The following is a 20851-nucleotide window of genomic DNA, read 5'->3' on the forward strand; positions in this document are numbered from 1 at the left end:
ATTTTCCGCAAAGTTGTACTAACAGTTATTATGTCGTATTAACATGTTGTATGTATGAAATGATCATGTTATACTTACCTCGAAATTCATAGCAAAGGAGCTCTACCTATGAACAATCAGGGTTATACATTTTTTATTGGAGACATCGCTTTGGATGAATACTATCAAGCTGCGTACTTTCCGAAGCTAAGCGAGAAGATAATTGTCCATACCCTTCCATCCCAGATGGGCGGCATGATCGCGAATGCAGCTAGCGTGTATGCAAGCTATGGGCAGCCTACTAAATTCTTAACGGCACTTAACGGTGGATATATCTCCGAACAGCTCTGCGACAATTTAAGCGAAGCCGGGATCGATACGAGCTACATGATCCAAGATGACTCCTTGCCTGACGCGAAGACAATCATTATTCTCTCCGAAAATGAACATACGGTCTTTATTCCTACAATGGGCATTCAGCGGTTAGAAATTCCGAAGCAAACGCTGGACGCAATCTGCCAAGCGGATTACATCTATTCAAACTTCTGCGAGTTAAAACCGCTAACTTGCGGTGAGCTAGACGTCACAGGCATTCTTGCAAAAGCGAAAGAAAGCGGTTCCGAAATATGGTGCGATCTGGACGTTGCTGACCTTCAGCCCGATGAAGAGCAGCTCTTCGCGTATGTGGATACGTTATTCGTCAATGAAATTGGATTCCGTAACTTAATGGGCAGTCAATCCGAAGAAGAGACGAACCAGCGATTATTTAGCAAAGGGATTCGTATGATTGTTGTTACGTATGCCAAAGAAGGATGTCGTATTTTTACTGAACAAAGCGAAGTTGTCGTTAAAGGGATTCAAGTTCCTGTAACCGATGTTACCGGGGCTGGCGATACGTTCTGCAGTTCATTCCTATACGCTTATAGCCGGACGCAAAACATTCAACTTGCAGCCGAATTTGCGAACTTTGCAGCAGCTCGTGCAGTAACCATCATGGGTGGCAGAGCTGGCGCATGCAGAATCGATGCCGTATTCGAATTCATCCAAGAACATAGCGACAATATGGATCGCTTTCATATTTTACATTAACTTATCCCACCCATAGAAAGGTTGATGTCATTATGAAGCCTGTAGAAATTACTTCTATCGATTTTTCGTATTTTGGTATTCTTTACAACATGAAATCGCCCTCAGAAGGAACAGGCTGGTTGAACCAAAGCTCAGGGGACGGCTGGGAAGACACAAACACTGCAATTCCAGTGATTGATTCTTTAGGAAGCCTTGGGTTTACGTTAGGCACTGGGGTTCCTTTTACAACCCATGAAATGGAACGTCACATGCATACACAAGAAGCTTTATTTTGCCAGGATGAGCCGATTGTGTTCTTAGTTGCTCCTGCCTCCAAAGAAAACGCACCAAATGCTAAGGATGTTATTCCTGTCATTCTTCGTCCTGGACAAGTTGCCGTTCTTCATCGCGGGGTATGGCACAGTTCTGCGCATGGCTTAACGAGACCAACCCATTATTATTGGATGGCATTATGTTATAAGAACGAGCCTACGGAGTGGCAACCGATTGTTGGTGGTTCAATTCACGTTGAATAAACAGAAGCTTGCATATCCGCTTAATCTACCACGTCCTAGGGGCGTGGTTTTTTATTGGATTTCGTCAATAGAGAGATAGCCCCCCTCCTCCTCTTTATGTATTTCGGTCGTTCATTTCTTCACTAGGCCGTACACCGTTTCCATCCTGTTCCAGTACTCAATCGGTGGACAACCCGGCTTTGCCGGCGGAAAATGCGTCTCGACCATCAATCGAAATAACATCAAAGCAACGATTCTAGGGAAAAGATTTCGCGTAACGTCCTCTTTCTCGTTCGAATCATTAAATAAAAGAACGGGCAGAGCACTTTGTTTAGGTAGAGCGGCATTCTTAGAGAAAGAAGTCAATAAATTCATCGCGGCTATTCGCAATCAAGGCATAAAAGTTACGTCTGTCCATAACGAATGGTTATTCGAGCGGCCCCGCTTGATTTATATCAATATTGAAACAGTCGATAGACCACTTGTTTTCGCAAGGAAAGTGAAGCGAGCGTTAGATTCTATTCATAGATAAAAGGTTGAGAAGGATGGCTATAGGACACGCTGTTGACAGATACCGTAAAGAGGAGCGATAACCCCTTCCTTTTTGGGCTCTTGCCCATTTTTCACAACGATAGATAGGCACTAGCATAGGATACATGGTGAATGAAATCATGAGAGGAGATTGAGGATGTACCCTAGATCATACTGTCAATATCCATGGCACCATCCGATGCCTAGCAGCTGGCATAACAACCCGTGGGTTAACCCTTGGAATCAACCCTATTATCATTGGAACGGCAACTGGGATGCTTATTATCGAGACATTGTATTGAAAGATTATGGACCCTATCCGTTTGTCGTGAATATTGATCAAGCAGCCAAGCAGAACAATAACTACCGCACCGCTTTATGGACAGGGAAACACTTGCAAGTAACGCTTATGAGCATCAATCCTGGAGACGACATCGGTTTGGAAGTCCATCCGACTACAGACCAATTTATACGCATTGAAGATGGTCAAGGACTCGTCCAGATGGGAGATCGCAAGGATCAATTAGATTTTCATCAAAACGCCTACGATGGCTATGCCATTATGGTCCCTGCCGGGAAATGGCATAATGTCATCAATACAGGGAATAAACCGCTTAAAGTTTACACGATCTACGCGCCACCTGAGCATCCATTCGGAACAATTCATGAGACGAAAGCGGTGGCCATGGCTTCAGAACACTCATAGAGGGGAATCCGTCCCCTCTTTTTTTTGTTCTACGTATCGCTTAGCTACGAATTCCAATACTTTACATTTAATAGAATTTCGATAATAATTAACAATTATATACATAATTCTACGTGAGGTGTTCTTATGCATTCAGTCTACATTACAAGTATCGGCAAGTTTCTACCCGGCTCCCCTGTCAGCAACGAAGAGATCGAAGATTATCTTGGCAAAATTGGCGGCAAATCTTCAAAAACCAAGCGCATTATTCTCGAGAAGAATCAAATTCGCTCTCGCTATTATGCGATGGATAAAGAGCAAAAAAGCCTGTACACGAATGCAGAGATGGCAGCGCTCGCCATCCGCGACGCACTGGAGCGAAACGAAGATGTCTCCGCCCAAAATATCGGATTCCTGGCGACAGGCACGACGAGAGCCGACATGCTCCTCCCCGGCTTCGCCAGCATGGTGCATGCGGAAGCCGATCTGCCGGTGATGGAAGTCTCTTCGCATGCGGGCTTGTGTGCGAGCGGTATGCAAGCGATGAAGACTGCTTATCTCCAAGTGAAATCGGGAGAGCATGAAGCCGCAATTGCTTGTGCTAGCGAATTTCTGAGCCGTGAATTCAAACATACCAAATTTGAAGCGCAGCGTATTTATAGCAACGGCCGAGTTCCATTCGACACCGATTTCCTACGATTTATGCTGTCGGATGGCGCAGGCGCTGCCATATTGCAAAATAAGCCTTCCGCTAAGGGACTATCGCTGCGTATTGAGTGGATCGATAACAAGTCGTATGCGAATCAATATGATGTCTGCATGTATTCTGGCATGAGCAAGGAGGACGGCATTCCTTCCTGGCTAGATTATGCGTCCATTCATGAAGCAGCGGATCGCGGCGCGCTTAACCTGAAGCAAGACGTAAGGCTGGTTAATGAAATTACAACGGTCGGATCGAATCGGTTCTTGGAGCTTGTGAAGGAAGGCCGAATTGACCCCGACGCGATTGATTGGATGGTCTGCCATTATTCTTCGCATTTCTTCAAGGAAGAAATTTTCCGCTTGTTAGAGGCTGGCGGGGTGACGATTCCGAATGAGAAGTGGTTCACGAATTTATATACGAAGGGGAATACGGCTGCAGCTTCGATCTATATCATGCTGGAAGAGCTGCTCAACGAAGGCCATCTCTCAGAAGACCAACAAGTGATGTGCATCGTACCCGAGAGCGGTCGATTCCAGACCTCCATCATGATGTTAACCGTCGTAGGCCCTGCATAATGCTATCATTCTATTAAATTTTTTCACAAGAAAAGGGGCTCCTCCGTCATTTTTTGACTGTAGAGCCCCTCTTGCATGGATCTAACCGTGATTCTCCATCGCTCGCATCGACTCAGCAACCTTCGCCATCATGGAGCATTCGATTCGCTTGCGGAAGATGTCGCAGCTGAAGTCATAGATGCCGTTCATGGTACCCATCGCGTGCAATGCATTGGCAGGGCAGCCGCCGCTGCAGTAGAGTTTAGCCCAGCAATCCTTGCATTCCCGCTTCGAGTAGCAGTTGTTCTCTTTAAATTGGCATTGCAGCACCGGTCGCGTTATGCCATCCCAAATGTTCCCCATGCTATACGCTTCATCTCCTACGAACTGGTGACAAGGGAACAGTTCGCCCCATGGCGTGACCGCGAGATATTCAGTACCTGATCCGCAGCCAGTGATTCGCTTCTGTATGCAAGGACCTTCCGAGAGATCGAGCATGTAATGATAGAAGGTAAACCCTCTGCCTTGTTCACCGCGCTCAATCATTTCCTTGGCGAGAATTTCGTATTGATTGTAAATCTCCGGAAGATCCTCCTTGGTCAGTGCATAGGGTTCCCGTGGGTCACAGATGACCGGTTCCATCGAAATTTTATCAAAACCAAGGTCTGCGATATGGAAGATGTCATTCGTGAAATCGATATTGTTGCGCGTATAGGTTCCCCGCACATAGTATTCTTGGTCTCCACGCTGTCGGATGAATTCTTGGAGCTTCGGTACGATATGATCATAGCTACCTTTTCCAGTCACGGTTGTGCGATGTCGGTCATGAACCTCTTTTCTGCCATCTAAACTTAATACGACATTGTACATTTCCTGATTTAAGAACTCGGTGACCTCATCGTTCAACAGCATGCCATTCGTCGTGAAGGTGAAGCGGAATTTTTTTTTGTATTCTTTCTCTTTGCTTCTCGCATACATCACAATCTGCTTGACCACGGTCCAAGCCATCAGCGGCTCTCCGCCGAAGAAGTCAATGTCTAGGTTTCGGTGATGTCCCGTATGTTCCAGTAAGTAATCGATGGCTCTTTGTCCAACCTCATAGCTCATTATTGCCCGATCGCCATTGTACTTCCCTTGGCTGGCGAAGCAATAGTCGCAGGATAGATTGCAGGTATGCGCGACATTCAGGCAGAGCGCCTTCACATAGGTCTGTCGATTTTTCAGATCGATCGAGAGATTTTCATACGGATCCTTGGTGAACAGCAGCCCCTGGCTTCTCAGCTCCTCCACCTCCGCGATGGTTCCTCGAATGATCCCTTCGGAAATGGCCGGATCATATTCGTATTTCTCCTGCATGAAGGACATGATCTCGTCTGGGGACGCTTGCTCATACAGCGCGATGATGTCATACGCCAAGTCGTCGACGACATGCACCGACCCGCTATAAGTATCGAGGACGATGTTATATCCGTTCAGTTGATATTGATGAATCATACTGCTAATCATGCTCCTTTGCCTACATGTTGACACGGGTTAAAAAATAGCCGCCCATCTACAGCGCAGTGGGCGGTGAACTCCAAATCCTATTTGTTCATTGCGTTTTCACAACGCTGGTTTGCTACTCCACAAGAAGTTTTGCAAGCAGACTGGCAAGATGTCTGGCATGCGCCGCATCCGCCGTGTTTTGCGGTATCCATCAGTGTTCGTGTGCTTAGTGTTACGATTCTTTTCATCATGAATAACTCCTCTGCCATTTCAATTCGTTCAAACCAATAAAGATAACAATGTGAATGATTTCACTTTTTTTACCTTTAACAAGGGTAACAACGACCACGGATGGACGTCAATCAAATAGATCACATCTAAATCACCGTCAGACGGCTATCGCCTTCCGACCGAAGCAGAGTGGCAACATGCATAGAAAGCCGGAACGAAGGCCTATCAATATGGAGAGCAGGATCAGATTGCTTGGTATAATAAAAGTTCCGGAGGTAGCTGGGCTGAGGGATACGCGGGGGCGGGGCTTCGTGCCACAGTCGCAGCCACCCAACCTTCCGCATAGACGATCCTGGCTTCTTGCCCGTTCGATCTAACCATAGAGAAGACACGGCGGTTGTTTCCGTGTCTTCTAACGTTGCCCCTATAAGTTCTTCCAAATGTTAAATGTAATCCGATCCGCTTGAAATAAATCTTTCCCTTCCGCATCCAACAACGGACCAAATCTCAGTTCGAAATCCTTGTTCTTGTCAAAATGATTTGCAGGTACCAGCAACACCGCCATCGTCTCTATACTTTCTCCCGATTCTAGTTCCTCCTTGGTCTTGGGCGCTAACGCTTGCGTCGCCTTCACTGTAGCTGAGGATTGCGGCAGCGCGAGCATCAAGGATAAATCACTGAGCCGGATGGTCTCGGGCGAGGCATTCTGAATCCGGTATTTCGCGGTTAGAGCGACAATTCCTTGATCACCGAACCCTTTGAAGGAGTCGCTGTGAGCTGCATCGATCTTTAGCTTAGCCCATTGATATCCTCCGAGCGTAATCTTGATGTTACTCACTTGATTGCTTCGCTTCGGCTCGAAGGTGAAGAGCACCTGCTTCTCGGCAATGTTCTGCGTCGTTAGCAGATCGGAATAAGGCTGTTGTTCTTGCGGATTCAGGGTGCTGCCCTTCTCGTCCTTCAGCAGAAAGTCACGCCCGCCAATTCGCAGCATGTTAACGCTCGGTTGCTCGGGCAAGAAGAAGAAGAGCTTTTTCGTTGTACCATCCTTATATTTGAGCAAGAGCGTATAGTCCGTAATCGTATAGGTTCCCGAGGAATTGGATTCTGAACCAACGCTGGTGGAAACGCCGGATTTATCGCCGCTATCTGAGCCGTCAGACGTAAAGCCGATGAAGCTGCTGTCCACGAAGGTCCCGTCTTTATTGAATGCCAATCCACTGCCGGGCGTACTCGACGAATAGCTGAAAGATTCGTATTTGCCTTGCAGCTTCAGCCCGCTGACTGGTGAATATTTGGTATACTTATCGCCATCAATCTCCAGCTCTTTATACGAAATGACTTTATACGAATACGATTTTCCATTGTTCAGCGTGATCGTATTGCCTTTGATTTCATAAGACAGACACGCATCACGGTTGCAGTCGAGTGCATCGATACCGCCATCCGGGAATGCCGTAGCCACCTGTGTATCGTTGACGAAGTAGTAATAGTCCCAGCACAGATTAGGACACCCGCGAAGTCCACCGACATCCATTTCCCAATGGGCATAGAAATTCCGAGGCACGCCTTGCCCGCCGGTCGGAACCCCTTTATTGACTTCTTCTTGAGCAGCAGCCTTCGTTAGCCCGGATTGCTGAATAAACGCCTCACTATAAATACTTATCAATTGCTGATCACTGTTCCAACCTACTACCGCACCCGTCGCTTCCCCAACAAAACGCAGCGGTACTAACGTATGACCATTCACCGTCGTTCCCGATGTTGTTAACGCAACCGATTTCCCATCAATCAGAGCCATATGGCTGTTAAGTTTCAGCGCGAATGTCTTACTCTCTTTTTGTCCGCTAACCGTCTCCGTCTTGGCATCCCACGTTATCTCAATCCCTAGCGACTCGAACAGCGGACGAAGCTGTACCAAGGTCGTGCCATTCCGCATGAGCGGCTGAACAGTAAACGTAACCGGCTGCTGATCTACATACACTTCGATCCGATCACCTTTGGCTTCTGCAACGGACGGTTTGCCGAGTAGCCATATGGTCGCAAGCATGATGATACCCATCAAAATGATGAACAGATTCTTATTCCTAATCTCTAACAACGCATTTCTCTCCTTCCTCCTTTTGGATACCCCATCATTTTATTTAATAATTGTACCTAACAGACCTATAATCATCCCTAAAAAGCTGGGAAAATCCCGAATTGTTTTGATTGACAATTCATCCCTATTCCCATAGTATGTAATTTAACAAACATCTAATTTAATATGTATTAAATTACTTTTAAATGTGGGAGGAACGCATATGACAACGTTAGGCATCCTCGGTGTGACTCATGATCCTGTACTTCGAGAGAAATACAATTTATCTTTAGACTTCATTCAGGAGTTAATAATGGAGTTTAATCCGGATGTGATTTGTGGGGAGGTACTTCCTGCGAGTTGGGAGAAATATCTACAAGATCCTACGCATCAAGGGTATTGGGGAGAGCCTGCCAGTGAATATTGGGATTTAATCTTTCCTCTCTGTGAAGAGAAATCATTCGATTTTGTCCCCATTGATTGGGTCGAGCTTGATGTATGGATGGATTTCGACCCGTTTCAACCCTTCGATGAAATTCAAAGACAAGCATTGAATGCTGAGCTGGAACAATGGTTCCAAAGACAACTGTCAACATGGGATACAAGTGTGATTCCGTTAAATGGTGCAGCTTATGACACGATTACGAAGCAAAAATACGAATGGTTAGAACAGATCAATCCACAAGCGCATCTCTTCCGGTGGGTGTGTCGACACCTCATCATGATTCAGCGAATCAAGAACGCGACCAAGCTGCACGCTGGGAAACGAATTTTATGCATTTTAGGTGCAGATCATAATCATGCGTTATATGAAGGCCTCGTCTCCGAACAGCACATTGAGCTCATTTATCCTCTTAGACAATAAATAACACGCGGATACAACAAAGAGGGGCACCACCCCCCTCTCTACCTAACGTATTAAGCTGTCGATGTCATCGGATGTTTAACATGTACCGGATAATGATGGTCACCATTCGTTCTTACAAATAGACCTCCCGAATAGCTAGCCTTATTCAATACGAGATCAGGATCATCAGGCGTGTAATGAAATGTTATTTTCCTCGTATCACGCCCTGCGATCTTCGTAAGTATATCTTGCGTATGAATCTCCTGTGTGTGGACCATATCGAAAACATCCATATGATGATTCTCTTTCTTATACACCACAATGACATGCTCTTCTTCCAGGTAATACATATCCTCACGAAAAACGTTCAAACCATAAAACATGAAAATCCCTTGCGTGTGGTCTGTTCCTAAACACTTTGAAACCGGTAATCTCTCTGATACGAATTGATAGATCAAATGCAGGTCCTCCGCTTGGCTTACATTCAGTTTTCGAATTCCGGTAGGCTCAAGTTCCCTCGGGGTAAAGTCCATCGTAAACAGATGTTCTTCTACAGCTTCAAACCCAAACTTCGGGTAGAAATCAAGAACCGAATCATTCGCAAAAAGATACATGACATCATATTGGTTCTCATAATCTTCTATCACATTGTTCATTAAGCTTGTGGACAACCCTTGTTCTCGGAAGTCCGGATGTGTCATAACGGTTCCGATTTGGATCGCGCTTTTCTTGTCACCATCTATCACTAAATCAAGTAGGTTCACCGAGACATTTGCAACCACTTGGTCCCCTTGCGCAAATGAATACGGAATGTATCGTTCATTCCAAAAGCCCTTCTGGTGCCATTCTTCAAAGCTTATCTCAAACGTACGATGAGCAAGCTCTGAGAAACTCTTCCTAAGCACTTCGTCATGTTTATAATCCTTCACAAATCGAGGTTTTTGCACGGATATTCCTCCCTTCACTCTCGTCAAGATCATGGTATCACACCAATGTGATATACATAGGCAGAGTTTAATTATATTTGTTTTAGACACTTGGAAGGTCGTATCAGGTAGAATATCGAAATCAATAGGTAAAGGGAGGTGAAAGGATTGGACCTACCAAACGATTACCCGGAGAATCACGGACTTTCTTCACAAGCTCTAACCCATTTTTACGCTGCAATCGAAAAACAAAGTTTAGCCGTAAATACATTTATTTTGATACAAGACGGCAACGTTACCTCGAAATTCGCGCGCTACCCTTATCGGCTAGATTGTCCGCAGTTGTTATTTTCACTGAGTAAGAGCATCACTTCCCTTGCTGTGGGGATCGCTTGGGATCACAGTCTATTAAGTTTGGAAGATAAGGTCATATCTTTCTTTCCAGAGCGACTTCCTGATCCTATTTCACCGAATTTATCGAAGATGATGATACACCATCTACTGTCCATGAACGTGGGACACGATGAGGATATTTATGCTGCTGTTGCGCCAGAAGAGGACTGGGTGAGCGCCTTTTTATCCTTAGAGATCGAACATGAGCCTGGAACGCATTACCGTTATAGCACGCATTCTACGTATATGTTGGCCGCCATTTTGGAGACAGTCACGGGGCAAAATGTAATAGATTTTCTTATGCCGACACTGTTTGATCCATTAGGAATACCACGACCCACATGGGAAACCTGTCCGAAAGGGATGACCGCTGGCGGAATGGGGTTAAGTCTATCGACGGAGAGCATCGCGAAGATTGGCCTCATGCTCTTAGATCAAGGCGTTTACGCAGGGAAGAGAATACTCTCCGAGCAGTACATTCGGCTTGCGACGTCCGAACAAAGCGATAACCGCTTAGGCGCGACGCGTATCGATTCCGCACAAGGCTACGGCTACCAGATCCATCTGTGTCGACGTGGGTGTTATCGGGGGGATGGTGGCTTTGGACAGCTTTGTTTTGTTGCGCCTGAACAGAAGCTTGTGATTGCAGCAACATCAAGCTTCCAGAGTATGAATCAATTGCAGACCCTACTCGATTTAATTTATGAGCATATTTTCGATCGCTTAGACAAGAACGGCTTGTTCCCGAGAACCGAAGTGCATTACAATCTCAGCTGTCTAGAATGAATAACTTGGCGATTCCGTCACAGTTCATCCCTTCGAAGATGCCTGATATCCATCAGCATAGGTATGCTCTGCAGCCAAACCCCTCCGGCCTTCGAACCGTGGCATTCACGCAACAGTATACAACGCTAATGGTGCATTTTATCTACGGGGATTCGAGAGATCAATTACTGCCTTTCGACTTCACTAGCTCCCTTCACGCAACAAGCGTCTTCAACAAAGACTTATCGATATGTTCACAGGAGGTTGTCTCCTATGCATCATGGCAGAGTCACGACACCTTACAGCTCACAGTGTTCTATATTGAAACGCCCTACGTGGTCACTTATACCATCGTATGCCATGCCGAGACCATCGATCTCCAGTTCGACATCAATGTATCCCTGAATATATCTGAATATTGTGTTACAGGGGTTTTATTACACGACCAAACTTAAAAAAGGAGCGATCCAATGCTGATCCAAGGAATGAACATCGATATAAAGCTTGTTGAGGTGTCTGATGCGCAGGCACTTCTTGCTCTTCAAGTGAAGAATAAAGATTTTTTCCAAGTATTCTCGGGTAAACGAGACGAGCATTTCTATACGTATCAAGGACAAGTCGATCGAATTCTTAACACGCTGGAATCTCAAAAGAACGGCACACGATATCTTTTTCTAATCCATTCACGAAATACAGGCGAATTGATCGGTGAAGTGATGTTATATAAGGTCGTTCGTGAAAATCTAGAAAGCTGTGGAATTGGCTACACGTTGGATCAAGAGCAGAATGGAAAAGGATACATGACGGAGGCGGTCAAGCTGGTGGTGAACTACGCTTTTACGGAACTGAAGCTTCACCGGATCGAAGCCGGGGTTATGCCGCATAATACCGGGTCTATCAAAGTGATGCAAAAAGCTGGTTTCACCCAAGAAGGATTAGCCAGAAAAAATGTAAACATCAATGGAAGATGGGAAGATCATCTGGCATTCGCCATTCTGGAAGAAGATGTTATCGGGCAAATCTGAATTAATGAACAAGAAGCGCCTTGCGGTTTCAGTGATGTTCCTAGCCGCAAGGCGCCTTTCAATATTTCCAATCCACACCGAACTAAATGTCCTTCTCCCCGAAATATTCCAGGTATTTGCTGGGTGTACCGTGGGCGTATTTCTTGAAGATACTGATAAAATATTTATAGTCGCTGAAGCCGATATCCTGTGCGATCGTATAGACTTTACCGTCCCCCGCCTTTAATAAATCGATCGACTTTTGGATGCGGTAGCGATTAAGGAATTCATTGAACGTATAGCTAGTCTCGGCCTTGAATTTTTGATTCAAGTAATAAGCGCTTAAGCCAAGCTCTTCAACCAGGTCATGAATGCTGATTTTTTGGGCGTAATTCTCTTGCACATAGGCGATCATCTTGGATACATACTTCGAAGTCTTCGTCTCTTTCTCCAGAAACCGACTGTTAATGATCTCCTCTTTCTCTTGCGGATGATTAGAAATAATCTCGTATTTGCGGAGAAGGTCCACTTTGGCCTTCGCCGACTCCAAGGCTGTGATGAGCTGGTCGTCCTCTAGCGGCTTCACGAGAAACTCGGTCACACCTAACTGAATGGCCTGCTTCGCCAAATGAAATTCATTATAACCCGAGATAATGATGCTGCTGAAGGTATGCTTCTCAAGACCCTCACGAATCATGGAGATGCCGTCCATAATGGGCATGTTAATGTCCGTAATCACGATATCAGGCTTGTATTCGCAGATTTTCTGCAGCCCATCTTGTCCGTTCAGCCCCTCCTCGATCACAATACAATCATATTTCAACCAATCGATATTAAATCGAATGCCCCGCCTTATCATATCTTCATCTTCAACAAGCAGCACTTTAAACATCTGATCCACTCCTTTCGAAAGGAATTGTAACGGTCACACAGGTACCTTTTCCTTGGATGCTATTCATGCGAATCCCAGACGCTTCGCCATACAGAAGCACTAGACGACGATGAACGTTGTACAGTCCGATATGCTGCGACATGTTGTTCTGGCTTTGCAATAGCTGATTGACTTCCTGCAATGTCTTCTCATCCATCCCCTGACCATGATCTTGAACCTCAAGAATCAGCTGTTCGTCCGATGTATACACACGAATCTCAATCAGGACATTGCTCTGATTCTGATACCCATACTTGATAGCGTTTTCGATAAAGGGCTGCAGTAAAAGCTTAGGAATGCATATATCTTGCGTCTCCTCCGTGACGGAAATGCGATACTCGAGTCGCTCATTGAATCGAATTTGCTGAAGCTTCAAATAATCGCGTACATAATTCATATCATCCTTCAGCTTGACGCTGCGATCATGTCCGATACTATAGCGCAACAAGCGAGATAATAGGATTACGATCTCTTGTGCTTGATTTGCATCGATCTTGATCGCATACCGTAAGGTTTCGAGCACGTTAAAAATGAAATGCGGGTGGAATTGCGCCTGCAATTGTTTGATTTCGATCATGGTACTGAGTTCCGACAGCTCTTTATTTTTCTTGAGCAAGTCCTGCAGCCGATCCAGCATCGCATTATATTCATGACCCAGCGTTTCGAATTCATCCCCTGTCTGAATATCGACATAACCATCTAACTTCCCATCTCTTAACACGTCCAGCGCAGCAACGAATTTGTCAATCGACTCCGAATTGCGGGATGACATTTTATTCGATAGGAACTGCAGCATAATCCACAACAGCACACAAGTCGCTACGATAAAGATAGCCACGGTATAGTACGTGTATTGCTCTGAGTTATAGGAATTCAGCGTAAATACTTGCAGCGGCGTGCCCTGGATGGGTTTGGAATACATATAGTAGCTTCCGTTATTAATCTGGGCATGTCCCTGATTATCTAGCGTTGGCTGGAACTTGTTTAGAACCCCTTTGGTAATGTTACTAGTGGTCGCAATGATCGTCTTATACTCATCGGTAATCAACGCGATTTCATTATTTTGCGTAAAGATCAGCTTCTGAAAATCGGCTTCATACAACTGATAGACAATGTAGCCAATCGTCTGACCATCTTTCACGATCGCTCGGCCAAACGAATAGCTTGTAGTCCGATCATGCGAGTACCGGAAGCTGTTCATTTCAGCTATCGTCTCATTCGGATACATCTCTACCCGGTGAATGAAGTTTCGGAAAGAAAAGTCGGAATCCAATAAATTCGTTGGTGCAGAGGTAGCGAGGAAAATCCCGTCTTTGTTCAGGATATGAAATATGCCCTTCACTTTCTGTTGGTTGTTGAAATCATAGAATTCAGAGTATACCTTCTCGCTTCCCAAATGTGTACTCACATAGTTCACAACGGCAGGAGAATCCGCCATCCGCTGAATCTCATCATGGTATTGTTGATAGACCTCAGTGATGGAATGACTGATGGATTGTGCAGCTTGATTCGTTTTCTGCATGATGTTGATTCTGCCGTTGACAATCGTAAATATAACGAACAAAACCATTAATATCGCAAACGGAATCATCGTATATAAACGAAATAAGCGACGGGTCGATTCTTTAAAATTGCGATGTTTTCTACGTTTCATGCTGTCCTCCGACTTTGAAATCCGACTATATACCTTACGCCTGTCCTCTTCAGTGTAAGGAAAAAGAAAGACATTCGTCCATGGTAATAAACTCTAGAAATCAAAACAAGTCGACCCTCTTATCGCAGGTGCCGACTTGCATGATATGAACGAGCTCTATAGCGATACTTCCTTCTGCCCAGACAGCTTGAGGAAGACCAGCAGTGAGATGACGGTAATCAATGTTAATATGGTAGACAACGCTGCAGCGACGCCATAGTTGCCTCGAATAACTTCGGTATAAATCGCAACCGTAACCGTCTTCGTTTTCCCCGTATATAAGATGATCGAGGTACTTAATTCCGTAATAATAGTAACCCAGCTAAGAATAGCGCCCGAGACGACACCCGCCACCATCATCGGAAGTGTAATCTTGAAGAATGTTCGCATCTGGGAAGCTCCCAAACTGATCGCCGCTTCTTCAATGCCCCCGTTGATCTGATGCAATATCGCTGCACTCGATCGAATCGTATAAGGCAGACGACGAATCACGAAGGAAATAATCATAATGAGTGCGGTTCCGCTTAATGCGAGCGGCTTATCGTTGAAGGTAATGAGCAATGCAATACCTAAGATGGAACCAGGAACGATATAAGGGAACATGGTGAAAATATCAAGCGTGTTCGTTAATGCGTTTCTACGACGAACCGTCACATACGCGATGAGAATCGCAAGCAGTATAATCACGACGAGGGATACAACCGCAAGGAAGAACGTATTGGCAATCACGCCGCCGATATTGCTGAATGCATCGATGTAACTCTGCAGCGAGTACCCATCGACAAAGATTCGACCGTTTGTTTTGAGAAAAGACGTATAAATAACGTACAGCTGCGGCAAGAGCGCGATTAGCGTATAGGCATAGATCACAACGTGAGCCACAATATTACCGATACCCGACTTCTTCTTCGCTTCAATCGGATGCAAGGCGCTCATTGTAAAAGATTTACGATTGGATACGTATTTCTGCAGCAAGAAGATCACGGTAGCGAAGAGCACGACAATGACGCTGATCGCAGCAGCAAACCCATCATCGCCGCCGACCTCACTAATAAATTCGTTAAAAATAAGGACGGGAACGGTTTTAAACCCTTCACCGATCAGCATCGGCGTACCAAAGTCAGCAAGTGCGCGCATGAATACGAGCAAACCGCCCGCAAGCAAGGTTGGGGTAATCAATGGAAGCAGAACCTTGCGCATTTTGCTGAACCCTTTGTAACCCATACTTTCCGCCGCTTCCATGAGCGATTGGTCCACATTCTTCAGCGCACCGGATACATACATGAAGATAAGCGGAACCATCTGTAACGTTAAGACGACGAGAATCCCTGTAAACCCATATATATCAGGCATAGTGAACCCAAAAACATTTTTGATGAATTGAGTAATTACGCCGTTTCGTCCTAATAGCAGGATCCAGGAGTAAGCGCCTATGAATGGTGCTGACATCGACGAGATCAGAATCATAATGCGGATGGTAGAATTCCCTTTAATCTTAACCGTTGACATCAAGTAGGCCAGCGGCGTTGCAATCAGCGCAGAAAGTGCGGTTACACAGACCGTTACTTTAATACTATTGAATAGTGCCGTTAAATAATAGGGCTTGCTGAAAAATTTCGTGAAATACGCAAGTGAAAAGTCGCCTGTCGTGCCGTTGTAAAAACTCTTAATCAACATGGTGAATAACGGCAGTGCTAGAAAGAGAATATAGAAGACAAAGATCAGTAATGAAATGTTCGTCCAGATGTCAAAGCGTTTGCGCGTATCATTCATAGCTGACCGCTCCCTGTGTAGTTCAATTCACCCGCAGCATCGTATACATTAATCTTGTCTGTTTTGACTTTCAGATAAATCACTTCACCGGGGGAAAGGATTTGACTCGTTTTCGATTCCTGCGTGATTTCGATCCGCTGACCCGATTCGAGATCTACGAAATAATGTGTATTTTGTCCCAAGAATACGCTGTGCACAATGGTAGCTCGGATCCCGCTCTGGTCCTCCGTCATGATGAACTCCTCCGGACGAACCGAAATTTGTACAGGAAGCACCGTTTGCGGCTTAGGAACGCGAATGTTAGACATTGGCTCAGCATAATCAGAACCGATCTGTAAGGAATAGCCACCATCCTCTTGGATCAATGTGCCTTCGATAATGTTCGTCCGACCGATAAAGGTAGCCACGAATACATTGGCAGGACGTTGATAAATTTCTTGCGGTGTGCCTAAATGCTGAATGATCCCCGATTTCATGACCGCGATTCGATCCGATACAGCCATCGCTTCTTCTTGGTCATGCGTGACGTATACGGTTGTAATCCCAACTTCCCTCTGAATATCCTTGATCGCATTCCGCATGTCGATCCGTAATTTCGCATCGAGGTTGGATAGCGGCTCATCCATGAGCAGCACATCGGGGCGAATGACGATCGCTCTAGCAAGCGCGACACGCTGCTGCTGTCCCCCAGATAGATTCTTCGGCATCCGATCCTTGTATTGTTCGATTTGTACAACCTTCAGAATATCATCGACCTTAGCAGCAATTTGTTCTTTCGGGATCTTCCGGTTTTCAAGGCCAAACGCAATGTTACCTTTGACCGTCAAATGAGGGAAAATCGCATAATTCTGAAATACCATCCCGATATTCCGTTTGCCCGGTTCGACCTGATTGATGACCCGTTCATTGAAACTAATCGTCCCGCCTTCAATGCTGTTAAAGCCGGCAATCATCCGTAATAGTGTGGTTTTCCCGCATCCGGAAGGACCGAGAAGGGTGAAGAACTCACCCTTCTTAATCTCCAGGGACAACGCAGGAATGACCGTCGCATCTGCATACTTTTTGACTAAGTCTTTGATGTTAATCGTTACTGTCATGGTTGTCACCTAATTCTTTCGTTTATTTTGTGCTTGTGAATACGTCCGTGTAGTGCTCGATGATTTTGGATTTATTTTTACTGACATAATCCGTGTCTTCGTTGATCATGTTGATCTTGTCGTAAGGCGTCATATAGTCGCCAAGCTTCGTATCTTTACGTAGTGGACGGTTCGTTAATTGTGTGCCAAATGCATCTTGCGCTTCTTGGGATAGAATGAAGTCGATAAATTTCTTGGCATTGTCCATGTGCGGAGCGCCTTTAATGATACCGGACGCTGCATCTAGGAATACGGCGCCTTCTTTCGGATACACCACTTCTACAGGGGCACCATTTCTAACATACGTGTTTGCTGGATCTTCATAGGTCAAGCCAACTACGTACTCGCCATCAGCCACGCTTTTGTGAACAGCTCCTGAACCGCTCGCGATTTTACCATCCAGGTTTTTGATTAATTCGCTGACATAGCTCCAGCCTTTCTCGTTCTCATAGTCGCCGCCCATCGCTTTCAGCATATTCGTGAGCTGTGCAAATGCGGAGCTTGAGCTTGCCGGATCGGCCGAAGCAATTTTCCCTTTAAGCTCCGGGTTCAACAAGTCAGCGTAGCTATCAATCTTGATGTTGCCGATCAGGTTCTTATTCACTAAGAGAACGCTTCCATCTGAAACAAAAGGTGTAGCAAAGCCTGATTTATTGCGATGGCCTTCAAGTAGGAATTCATCGTTCGGCGATACATACGGCTCGTATAAGTCAGCGTTCTCAAGATAGCCCGCCATCGAACCGCCAAACATCACGTCTGCGTAAGGATTTTGTTTCTCTGATTGTAAGCGTTTAACAATTTCGCCCGTTCCAGCTGTTACGAGCTCAACGGTAATTCCCGTTTGCTTCTCGAACATTGGGATAATGGTCTTAATGATCTCTTCACTATTCGGACTGTAAACAACAAGTTTATTGGACGAAGCTGAGTCTTTCTCACCACTGCCGCAACCTGTAAGTGCTGTCATAACGAACATACATGCGATCAACAGCATGGAAACCTTCTTCATTGCTATTTCCCCCTTGAACCGAGATGTTTTTTGTTTTTTATTTACAGGTTTATTGTATCAGGCATGATACCGCTTACAAAATCCTATAATCCGCAAACATCGTCTAAAATACGCAACAAACTTTGGACAAAAGAAAAAGAACCGCCCCAAAAAAAGGAAATCAGGCGATCCTGCCGAATAGGTTATCTCCCCATATGATTCGAAAGAAGGTGTAACAATTAATGATCGATTACGGTGCAGATCTCTTTAAAGGTACGGCGTGGTACTACGCTAGATACCGCCCGCTTAATCCCGCATCGCTGGTTCGGTATATCGTAGACAAGTTTTCACTTGATGGCGAAGGTCGGCTGCTTGACCTTGGATGTGGGACAGGACAGCTCGCGCTCCGGTTTCAGGATTGGTTCGACGATATCGTAGGAATCGATCCCGAACCTGAAATGCTGGATGAAGCGAGACGCTTGTCCATAGACAATCGGGTGGATAACGTGCAGTGGCTGCAAGGCAAAGCGGAAGAGCAAGCGAATGATCTGGGGACTTTTCGACTCATCACCATTGCCAAAGCTTTTCACTGGATGGACCGGGAAAAGATTCTCGAAATGTTATATCATCATACGGACGTGGATGGCGGGATTGCGATTATCGGTAACGATACGGAGAAACTCGAACCACTGCCTTGGCAGCTCGAGGTCAATGAAGTTGTAGCGCGGTGGCTAGGTAGCGAGAGAAGAGCGGGCAATCGAACCTACCAACCGCCGACAGAAAGATATGAGGATACGTTAGCCAAGTCACGTTATCGGAACATCGAGAATCACGTGCTGCCGACGTATTCGCACACGTGGACCGTTGATTCGATTGTTGGCAACCTGTACTCCACATCCTATGGTGCTAGGCGTTTCTTCGGCGAAGATCTGGAGCGATTCGAGGACGAGCTCCGAACTACATTGTTAGCGATTAACCCTGCTGATCAATTTGTGGAGGAACATTCGGTTTCTGTGATTACGGGTGTACGACGCGCCTAACGAACTCTAGAATGCTTATTTAGGCAAAAATACGTGTTCTGAAGCCGTAACGAATCTCAGCGGCACTATTTCCATCAAAAGCGTGTTATTTCACTTGAAATAACTATTGGGAGGTACATACGCATGAAAAATATCTATGTCGTCCGGCATTGTAAGGCAGCGGGACAAGCCGCTGATGCTCCATTAACCGAGATTGGTAACGACCAAGCCCAGACTCTCGCCGAATTCCTCGCAGACAAAAATATCGATTATATCGTATCCAGCCCCTATTCGCGGGCTTACCATACCATCGCACCATTCGCAGATCAACAAGGGATCGACATTCATATGGATGACCGATTAACGGAGCGGGTCTTATCAGGGCAGGACTGTCCCGATTGGATGGATATGCTCCTTGCAACCTATGACGACCTGGATCTATGTTATGAGGGCGGTGAATCCAGCAGCGTGGCGATGCATCGTGCTGTTCAAGTCGTTACGGATGTTCTGGATCAACCGTTCAAGAATGCTGTTATCGTGTCCCACGGTAACTTGATTTCGCTGCTGCTCAAGCATTTTGATGATAGGTACGGGTTCTTCGAGTGGCAAGCTTTATCCAATCCTGACGTATATCAGCTTACTTTCGTCGATGGCTTGCCTAGCATTCAGCGAATCTGGACAGTATGATTGCATAACAAAGGGGCCGATGGCCCCAGATCATGCGGATGGAATTGAAGCATTCATACCCTTGGCAGCGTCCTGTTGTTCTTCGCATATTCTCTCGGCGATTTGCCGACCGCAGCTTTGAAATCTTTACTGAAATGAGCCTGATCCGTATATCCAAGGTCCATCGCCAAGTGAGCCAGGTCCAAGCCCTGCTCGATCAACTCTCCCGCTTCATGCATTCGGTATCGTTGAATCACCCACTTGGGACTCACACCAATGTATTGACGAAATAACCGTTGAAGCGTTCGCTTCGTCATGCCGAACCGCTCGACGACATGTTCGACTTGCGTAATTTCACGATCTTTCACAATGCCATTGATTACATCGTTCAATATAACAATGGTCTCATCGCGGTCAGGCATCCATTTCACCAATAATCGCTCCACCATCTCAATTCTCTTCCCATGATCCTCTAGCGAAAATAGTTCTTCTTCGAATGTACGACAATCGATGGGGAAGTAATCGGAAAGAGGTGCGGTGTGATCGGCCAAGGTTGCTGCGGGTGTTCTAAAGAAACTATAAAATGCACCTGGTCTGAACAATACACCCACAATCTGTCCCTCTTCTTGGAGCAGATTAACGGACTTTCTGCGATCAATACCGCTTATGCGAGAGTTGCCCTGTTCGAAAACAATATTCACCCCCGGATGCTGCAAGACCTCTTGCGTGTAAGGCTCCTGTCCGCGCAAATCCCACGCAACAAGCCAATAATGTTGTATCCAGAACCCTAACCCTCCGGAAGAAGGATAACGAGAAATTGAAAACTTGGTTTTCCCTGTATTAAAATGTAGAATCCCCTGATTCGGATTACGTTCCATAGGT

General features: G+C 45.7%; 20 protein-coding genes and 1 pseudogene. 11 read left to right on the forward strand and 10 right to left on the reverse strand.

Annotated features, from left to right (window positions below):
- Nucleotides 1-108: 108 nt before the first annotated feature.
- The 5 genes from AC3WU2_RS22355 to AC3WU2_RS22375 all read left to right on the forward strand — a co-directional run bounded on the left by AC3WU2_RS22355 (nucleotide 109) and on the right by AC3WU2_RS22375 (nucleotide 4056).
- Nucleotides 109-1068: a carbohydrate kinase family protein gene (locus AC3WU2_RS22355; protein ID WP_492457201.1), complete on the forward strand. Its 960-nt coding sequence runs from the start codon at nucleotides 109-111 to the stop codon at nucleotides 1066-1068.
- A gap of 32 nt (nucleotides 1069-1100) precedes the next feature.
- The gene (locus AC3WU2_RS22360) at nucleotides 1101-1583 is read left to right on the forward strand and encodes an ureidoglycolate lyase (RefSeq protein ID WP_492457202.1); all 483 of its coding nucleotides are present in this window, start codon (nucleotides 1101-1103) and stop codon (nucleotides 1581-1583) included.
- Between the two features lie 142 nt (nucleotides 1584-1725).
- Nucleotides 1726-2094: a DUF1259 domain-containing protein gene (locus AC3WU2_RS22365; protein ID WP_492457234.1), complete on the forward strand. Its 369-nt coding sequence runs from the start codon at nucleotides 1726-1728 to the stop codon at nucleotides 2092-2094.
- 156 nt (nucleotides 2095-2250) lie between these two features.
- The gene (locus AC3WU2_RS22370; protein ID WP_492457203.1) at nucleotides 2251-2799 is read left to right on the forward strand and encodes a cupin domain-containing protein; all 549 of its coding nucleotides are present in this window, start codon (nucleotides 2251-2253) and stop codon (nucleotides 2797-2799) included.
- Nucleotides 2800-2925: 126 nt separating this feature from the next.
- Nucleotides 2926-4056: a beta-ketoacyl-ACP synthase III gene (locus AC3WU2_RS22375; protein WP_492457204.1), complete on the forward strand. Its 1131-nt coding sequence runs from the start codon at nucleotides 2926-2928 to the stop codon at nucleotides 4054-4056.
- 81 nt (nucleotides 4057-4137) lie between these two features.
- Here the strand turns inward: AC3WU2_RS22375 and scfB are convergent, their stop codons facing one another.
- Both scfB and scfA read right to left on the reverse strand, forming a co-directional pair.
- Nucleotides 4138-5529, reverse strand: coding sequence for a thioether cross-link-forming SCIFF peptide maturase (scfB, locus tag AC3WU2_RS22380; protein ID WP_492457236.1), 1392 nt, complete (start codon nucleotides 5527-5529; stop codon nucleotides 4138-4140).
- Nucleotides 5530-5618: 89 nt separating this feature from the next.
- Entirely contained in the window at nucleotides 5619-5768 is a 150-nt protein-coding gene (scfA, locus tag AC3WU2_RS22385; RefSeq protein WP_083927148.1) for a six-cysteine ranthipeptide SCIFF, read from the reverse strand.
- 140 nt (nucleotides 5769-5908) lie between these two features.
- Here scfA and AC3WU2_RS22390 point away from each other — a divergent pair.
- Nucleotides 5909-6198 (forward strand): annotated as a pseudogene (locus AC3WU2_RS22390) (hypothetical protein); the annotation flags it as partial.
- Here AC3WU2_RS22390 and AC3WU2_RS22395 read toward each other — a convergent pair.
- Nucleotides 6176-7852 carry a copper amine oxidase N-terminal domain-containing protein gene (locus AC3WU2_RS22395; protein WP_492457205.1) on the reverse strand — a complete coding sequence of 559 codons (1677 nt, stop codon included), beginning with the start codon at nucleotides 7850-7852 and terminating at the stop codon, nucleotides 6176-6178. The pseudogene AC3WU2_RS22390 and the gene AC3WU2_RS22395 sit on opposite strands and share 23 nt — an antisense overlap.
- A gap of 202 nt (nucleotides 7853-8054) precedes the next feature.
- On the opposite strand from AC3WU2_RS22395, the gene AC3WU2_RS22400 reads away from it, so the two are divergent.
- Entirely contained in the window at nucleotides 8055-8696 is a 642-nt protein-coding gene (locus tag AC3WU2_RS22400; protein ID WP_492457206.1) for a hypothetical protein, read from the forward strand.
- Between the two features lie 53 nt (nucleotides 8697-8749).
- On the opposite strand, the gene AC3WU2_RS22405 is transcribed toward AC3WU2_RS22400, so the two are convergent.
- Nucleotides 8750-9625 (reverse strand): GNAT family N-acetyltransferase, encoded by an 876-nt coding sequence (locus AC3WU2_RS22405; protein WP_492457207.1) that lies wholly within the window; start codon nucleotides 9623-9625, stop codon nucleotides 8750-8752.
- A 147-nt stretch (nucleotides 9626-9772) separates the two neighbouring features.
- Between AC3WU2_RS22405 and AC3WU2_RS22410 the strand changes: the two genes are divergently transcribed.
- Nucleotides 9773-10783, forward strand: coding sequence for a serine hydrolase domain-containing protein (locus AC3WU2_RS22410; protein WP_492457208.1), 1011 nt, complete (start codon nucleotides 9773-9775; stop codon nucleotides 10781-10783).
- 449 nt (nucleotides 10784-11232) lie between these two features.
- Nucleotides 11233-11787 (forward strand): GNAT family N-acetyltransferase, encoded by a 555-nt coding sequence (locus tag AC3WU2_RS22415; RefSeq protein WP_492457209.1) that lies wholly within the window; start codon nucleotides 11233-11235, stop codon nucleotides 11785-11787.
- A gap of 82 nt (nucleotides 11788-11869) precedes the next feature.
- Here the strand turns inward: AC3WU2_RS22415 and AC3WU2_RS22420 are convergent, their stop codons facing one another.
- From AC3WU2_RS22420 to AC3WU2_RS22440, 5 genes are all read right to left on the reverse strand, one after another.
- Nucleotides 11870-12658, reverse strand: a complete 789-nt coding sequence (locus tag AC3WU2_RS22420; protein WP_492457210.1) for a response regulator transcription factor — start codon at nucleotides 12656-12658, stop codon at nucleotides 11870-11872.
- Nucleotides 12651-14351, reverse strand: coding sequence for a sensor histidine kinase (locus tag AC3WU2_RS22425; RefSeq protein WP_492457211.1), 1701 nt, complete (start codon nucleotides 14349-14351; stop codon nucleotides 12651-12653). The genes AC3WU2_RS22420 and AC3WU2_RS22425 overlap by 8 nt, the downstream gene beginning before the upstream one ends.
- A 156-nt stretch (nucleotides 14352-14507) precedes the next feature.
- Nucleotides 14508-16163, reverse strand: a complete 1656-nt coding sequence (locus AC3WU2_RS22430) for an ABC transporter permease (protein ID WP_492457212.1) — start codon at nucleotides 16161-16163, stop codon at nucleotides 14508-14510.
- Nucleotides 16160-17260, reverse strand: a complete 1101-nt coding sequence (locus AC3WU2_RS22435; RefSeq protein WP_492457213.1) for an ABC transporter ATP-binding protein — start codon at nucleotides 17258-17260, stop codon at nucleotides 16160-16162. Before AC3WU2_RS22435 ends, AC3WU2_RS22430 begins: the two co-directional genes overlap by 4 nt.
- A gap of 22 nt (nucleotides 17261-17282) precedes the next feature.
- Nucleotides 17283-18305 (reverse strand): ABC transporter substrate-binding protein, encoded by a 1023-nt coding sequence (locus tag AC3WU2_RS22440; RefSeq protein ID WP_492457214.1) that lies wholly within the window; start codon nucleotides 18303-18305, stop codon nucleotides 17283-17285.
- A gap of 221 nt (nucleotides 18306-18526) precedes the next feature.
- On the opposite strand from AC3WU2_RS22440, the gene AC3WU2_RS22445 reads away from it, so the two are divergent.
- Complete coding sequence (locus AC3WU2_RS22445; RefSeq protein WP_492457215.1) at nucleotides 18527-19324, forward strand: class I SAM-dependent methyltransferase; 798 nt, start codon at nucleotides 18527-18529, stop codon at nucleotides 19322-19324.
- A gap of 123 nt (nucleotides 19325-19447) precedes the next feature.
- Complete coding sequence (locus tag AC3WU2_RS22450) at nucleotides 19448-19990, forward strand: histidine phosphatase family protein (protein WP_492457216.1); 543 nt, start codon at nucleotides 19448-19450, stop codon at nucleotides 19988-19990.
- Between the two features lie 53 nt (nucleotides 19991-20043).
- On the opposite strand, the gene AC3WU2_RS22455 is transcribed toward AC3WU2_RS22450, so the two are convergent.
- Nucleotides 20044-20847 carry a helix-turn-helix domain-containing protein gene (locus AC3WU2_RS22455; RefSeq protein WP_492457217.1) on the reverse strand — a complete coding sequence of 268 codons (804 nt, stop codon included), beginning with the start codon at nucleotides 20845-20847 and terminating at the stop codon, nucleotides 20044-20046.
- Nucleotides 20848-20851: the final 4 nt, after the last annotated feature.

The sequence above is a fragment of the Paenibacillus sp. EB106-05-06-XG162 genome (assembly GCF_058791655.1).

What these genes read in the sequence shown, in the direction of transcription:
- AC3WU2_RS22355 (WP_492457201.1), top strand. Translation starts at nt 109, where the DNA reads ATGAACAATCAGGGTTATACATTTTTTATTGGAGACATCGCTTTGGAT.
- AC3WU2_RS22420 (WP_492457210.1), bottom strand. Translation starts at nt 12,658, where the DNA reads ATGTTTAAAGTGCTGCTTGTTGAAGATGAAGATATGATAAGGCGGGGC.
- AC3WU2_RS22430 (WP_492457212.1), bottom strand. Translation starts at nt 16,163, where the DNA reads ATGAATGATACGCGCAAACGCTTTGACATCTGGACGAACATTTCATTA.
- AC3WU2_RS22435 (WP_492457213.1), bottom strand. Translation starts at nt 17,260, where the DNA reads ATGACAGTAACGATTAACATCAAAGACTTAGTCAAAAAGTATGCAGAT.
- AC3WU2_RS22360 (WP_492457202.1), top strand. Translation starts at nt 1,101, where the DNA reads ATGAAGCCTGTAGAAATTACTTCTATCGATTTTTCGTATTTTGGTATT.
- AC3WU2_RS22400 (WP_492457206.1), top strand. Translation starts at nt 8,055, where the DNA reads ATGACAACGTTAGGCATCCTCGGTGTGACTCATGATCCTGTACTTCGA.
- scfB (WP_492457236.1), bottom strand. Translation starts at nt 5,529, where the DNA reads ATGATTCATCAATATCAACTGAACGGATATAACATCGTCCTCGATACT.
- AC3WU2_RS22415 (WP_492457209.1), top strand. Translation starts at nt 11,233, where the DNA reads ATGCTGATCCAAGGAATGAACATCGATATAAAGCTTGTTGAGGTGTCT.
- AC3WU2_RS22370 (WP_492457203.1), top strand. Translation starts at nt 2,251, where the DNA reads ATGTACCCTAGATCATACTGTCAATATCCATGGCACCATCCGATGCCT.
- scfA (WP_083927148.1), bottom strand. Translation starts at nt 5,768, where the DNA reads ATGAAAAGAATCGTAACACTAAGCACACGAACACTGATGGATACCGCA.
- AC3WU2_RS22450 (WP_492457216.1), top strand. Translation starts at nt 19,448, where the DNA reads ATGAAAAATATCTATGTCGTCCGGCATTGTAAGGCAGCGGGACAAGCC.
- AC3WU2_RS22375 (WP_492457204.1), top strand. Translation starts at nt 2,926, where the DNA reads ATGCATTCAGTCTACATTACAAGTATCGGCAAGTTTCTACCCGGCTCC.
- AC3WU2_RS22455 (WP_492457217.1), bottom strand. Translation starts at nt 20,847, where the DNA reads ATGGAACGTAATCCGAATCAGGGGATTCTACATTTTAATACAGGGAAA.
- AC3WU2_RS22425 (WP_492457211.1), bottom strand. Translation starts at nt 14,351, where the DNA reads ATGAAACGTAGAAAACATCGCAATTTTAAAGAATCGACCCGTCGCTTA.
- AC3WU2_RS22440 (WP_492457214.1), bottom strand. Translation starts at nt 18,305, where the DNA reads ATGAAGAAGGTTTCCATGCTGTTGATCGCATGTATGTTCGTTATGACA.
- AC3WU2_RS22445 (WP_492457215.1), top strand. Translation starts at nt 18,527, where the DNA reads ATGATCGATTACGGTGCAGATCTCTTTAAAGGTACGGCGTGGTACTAC.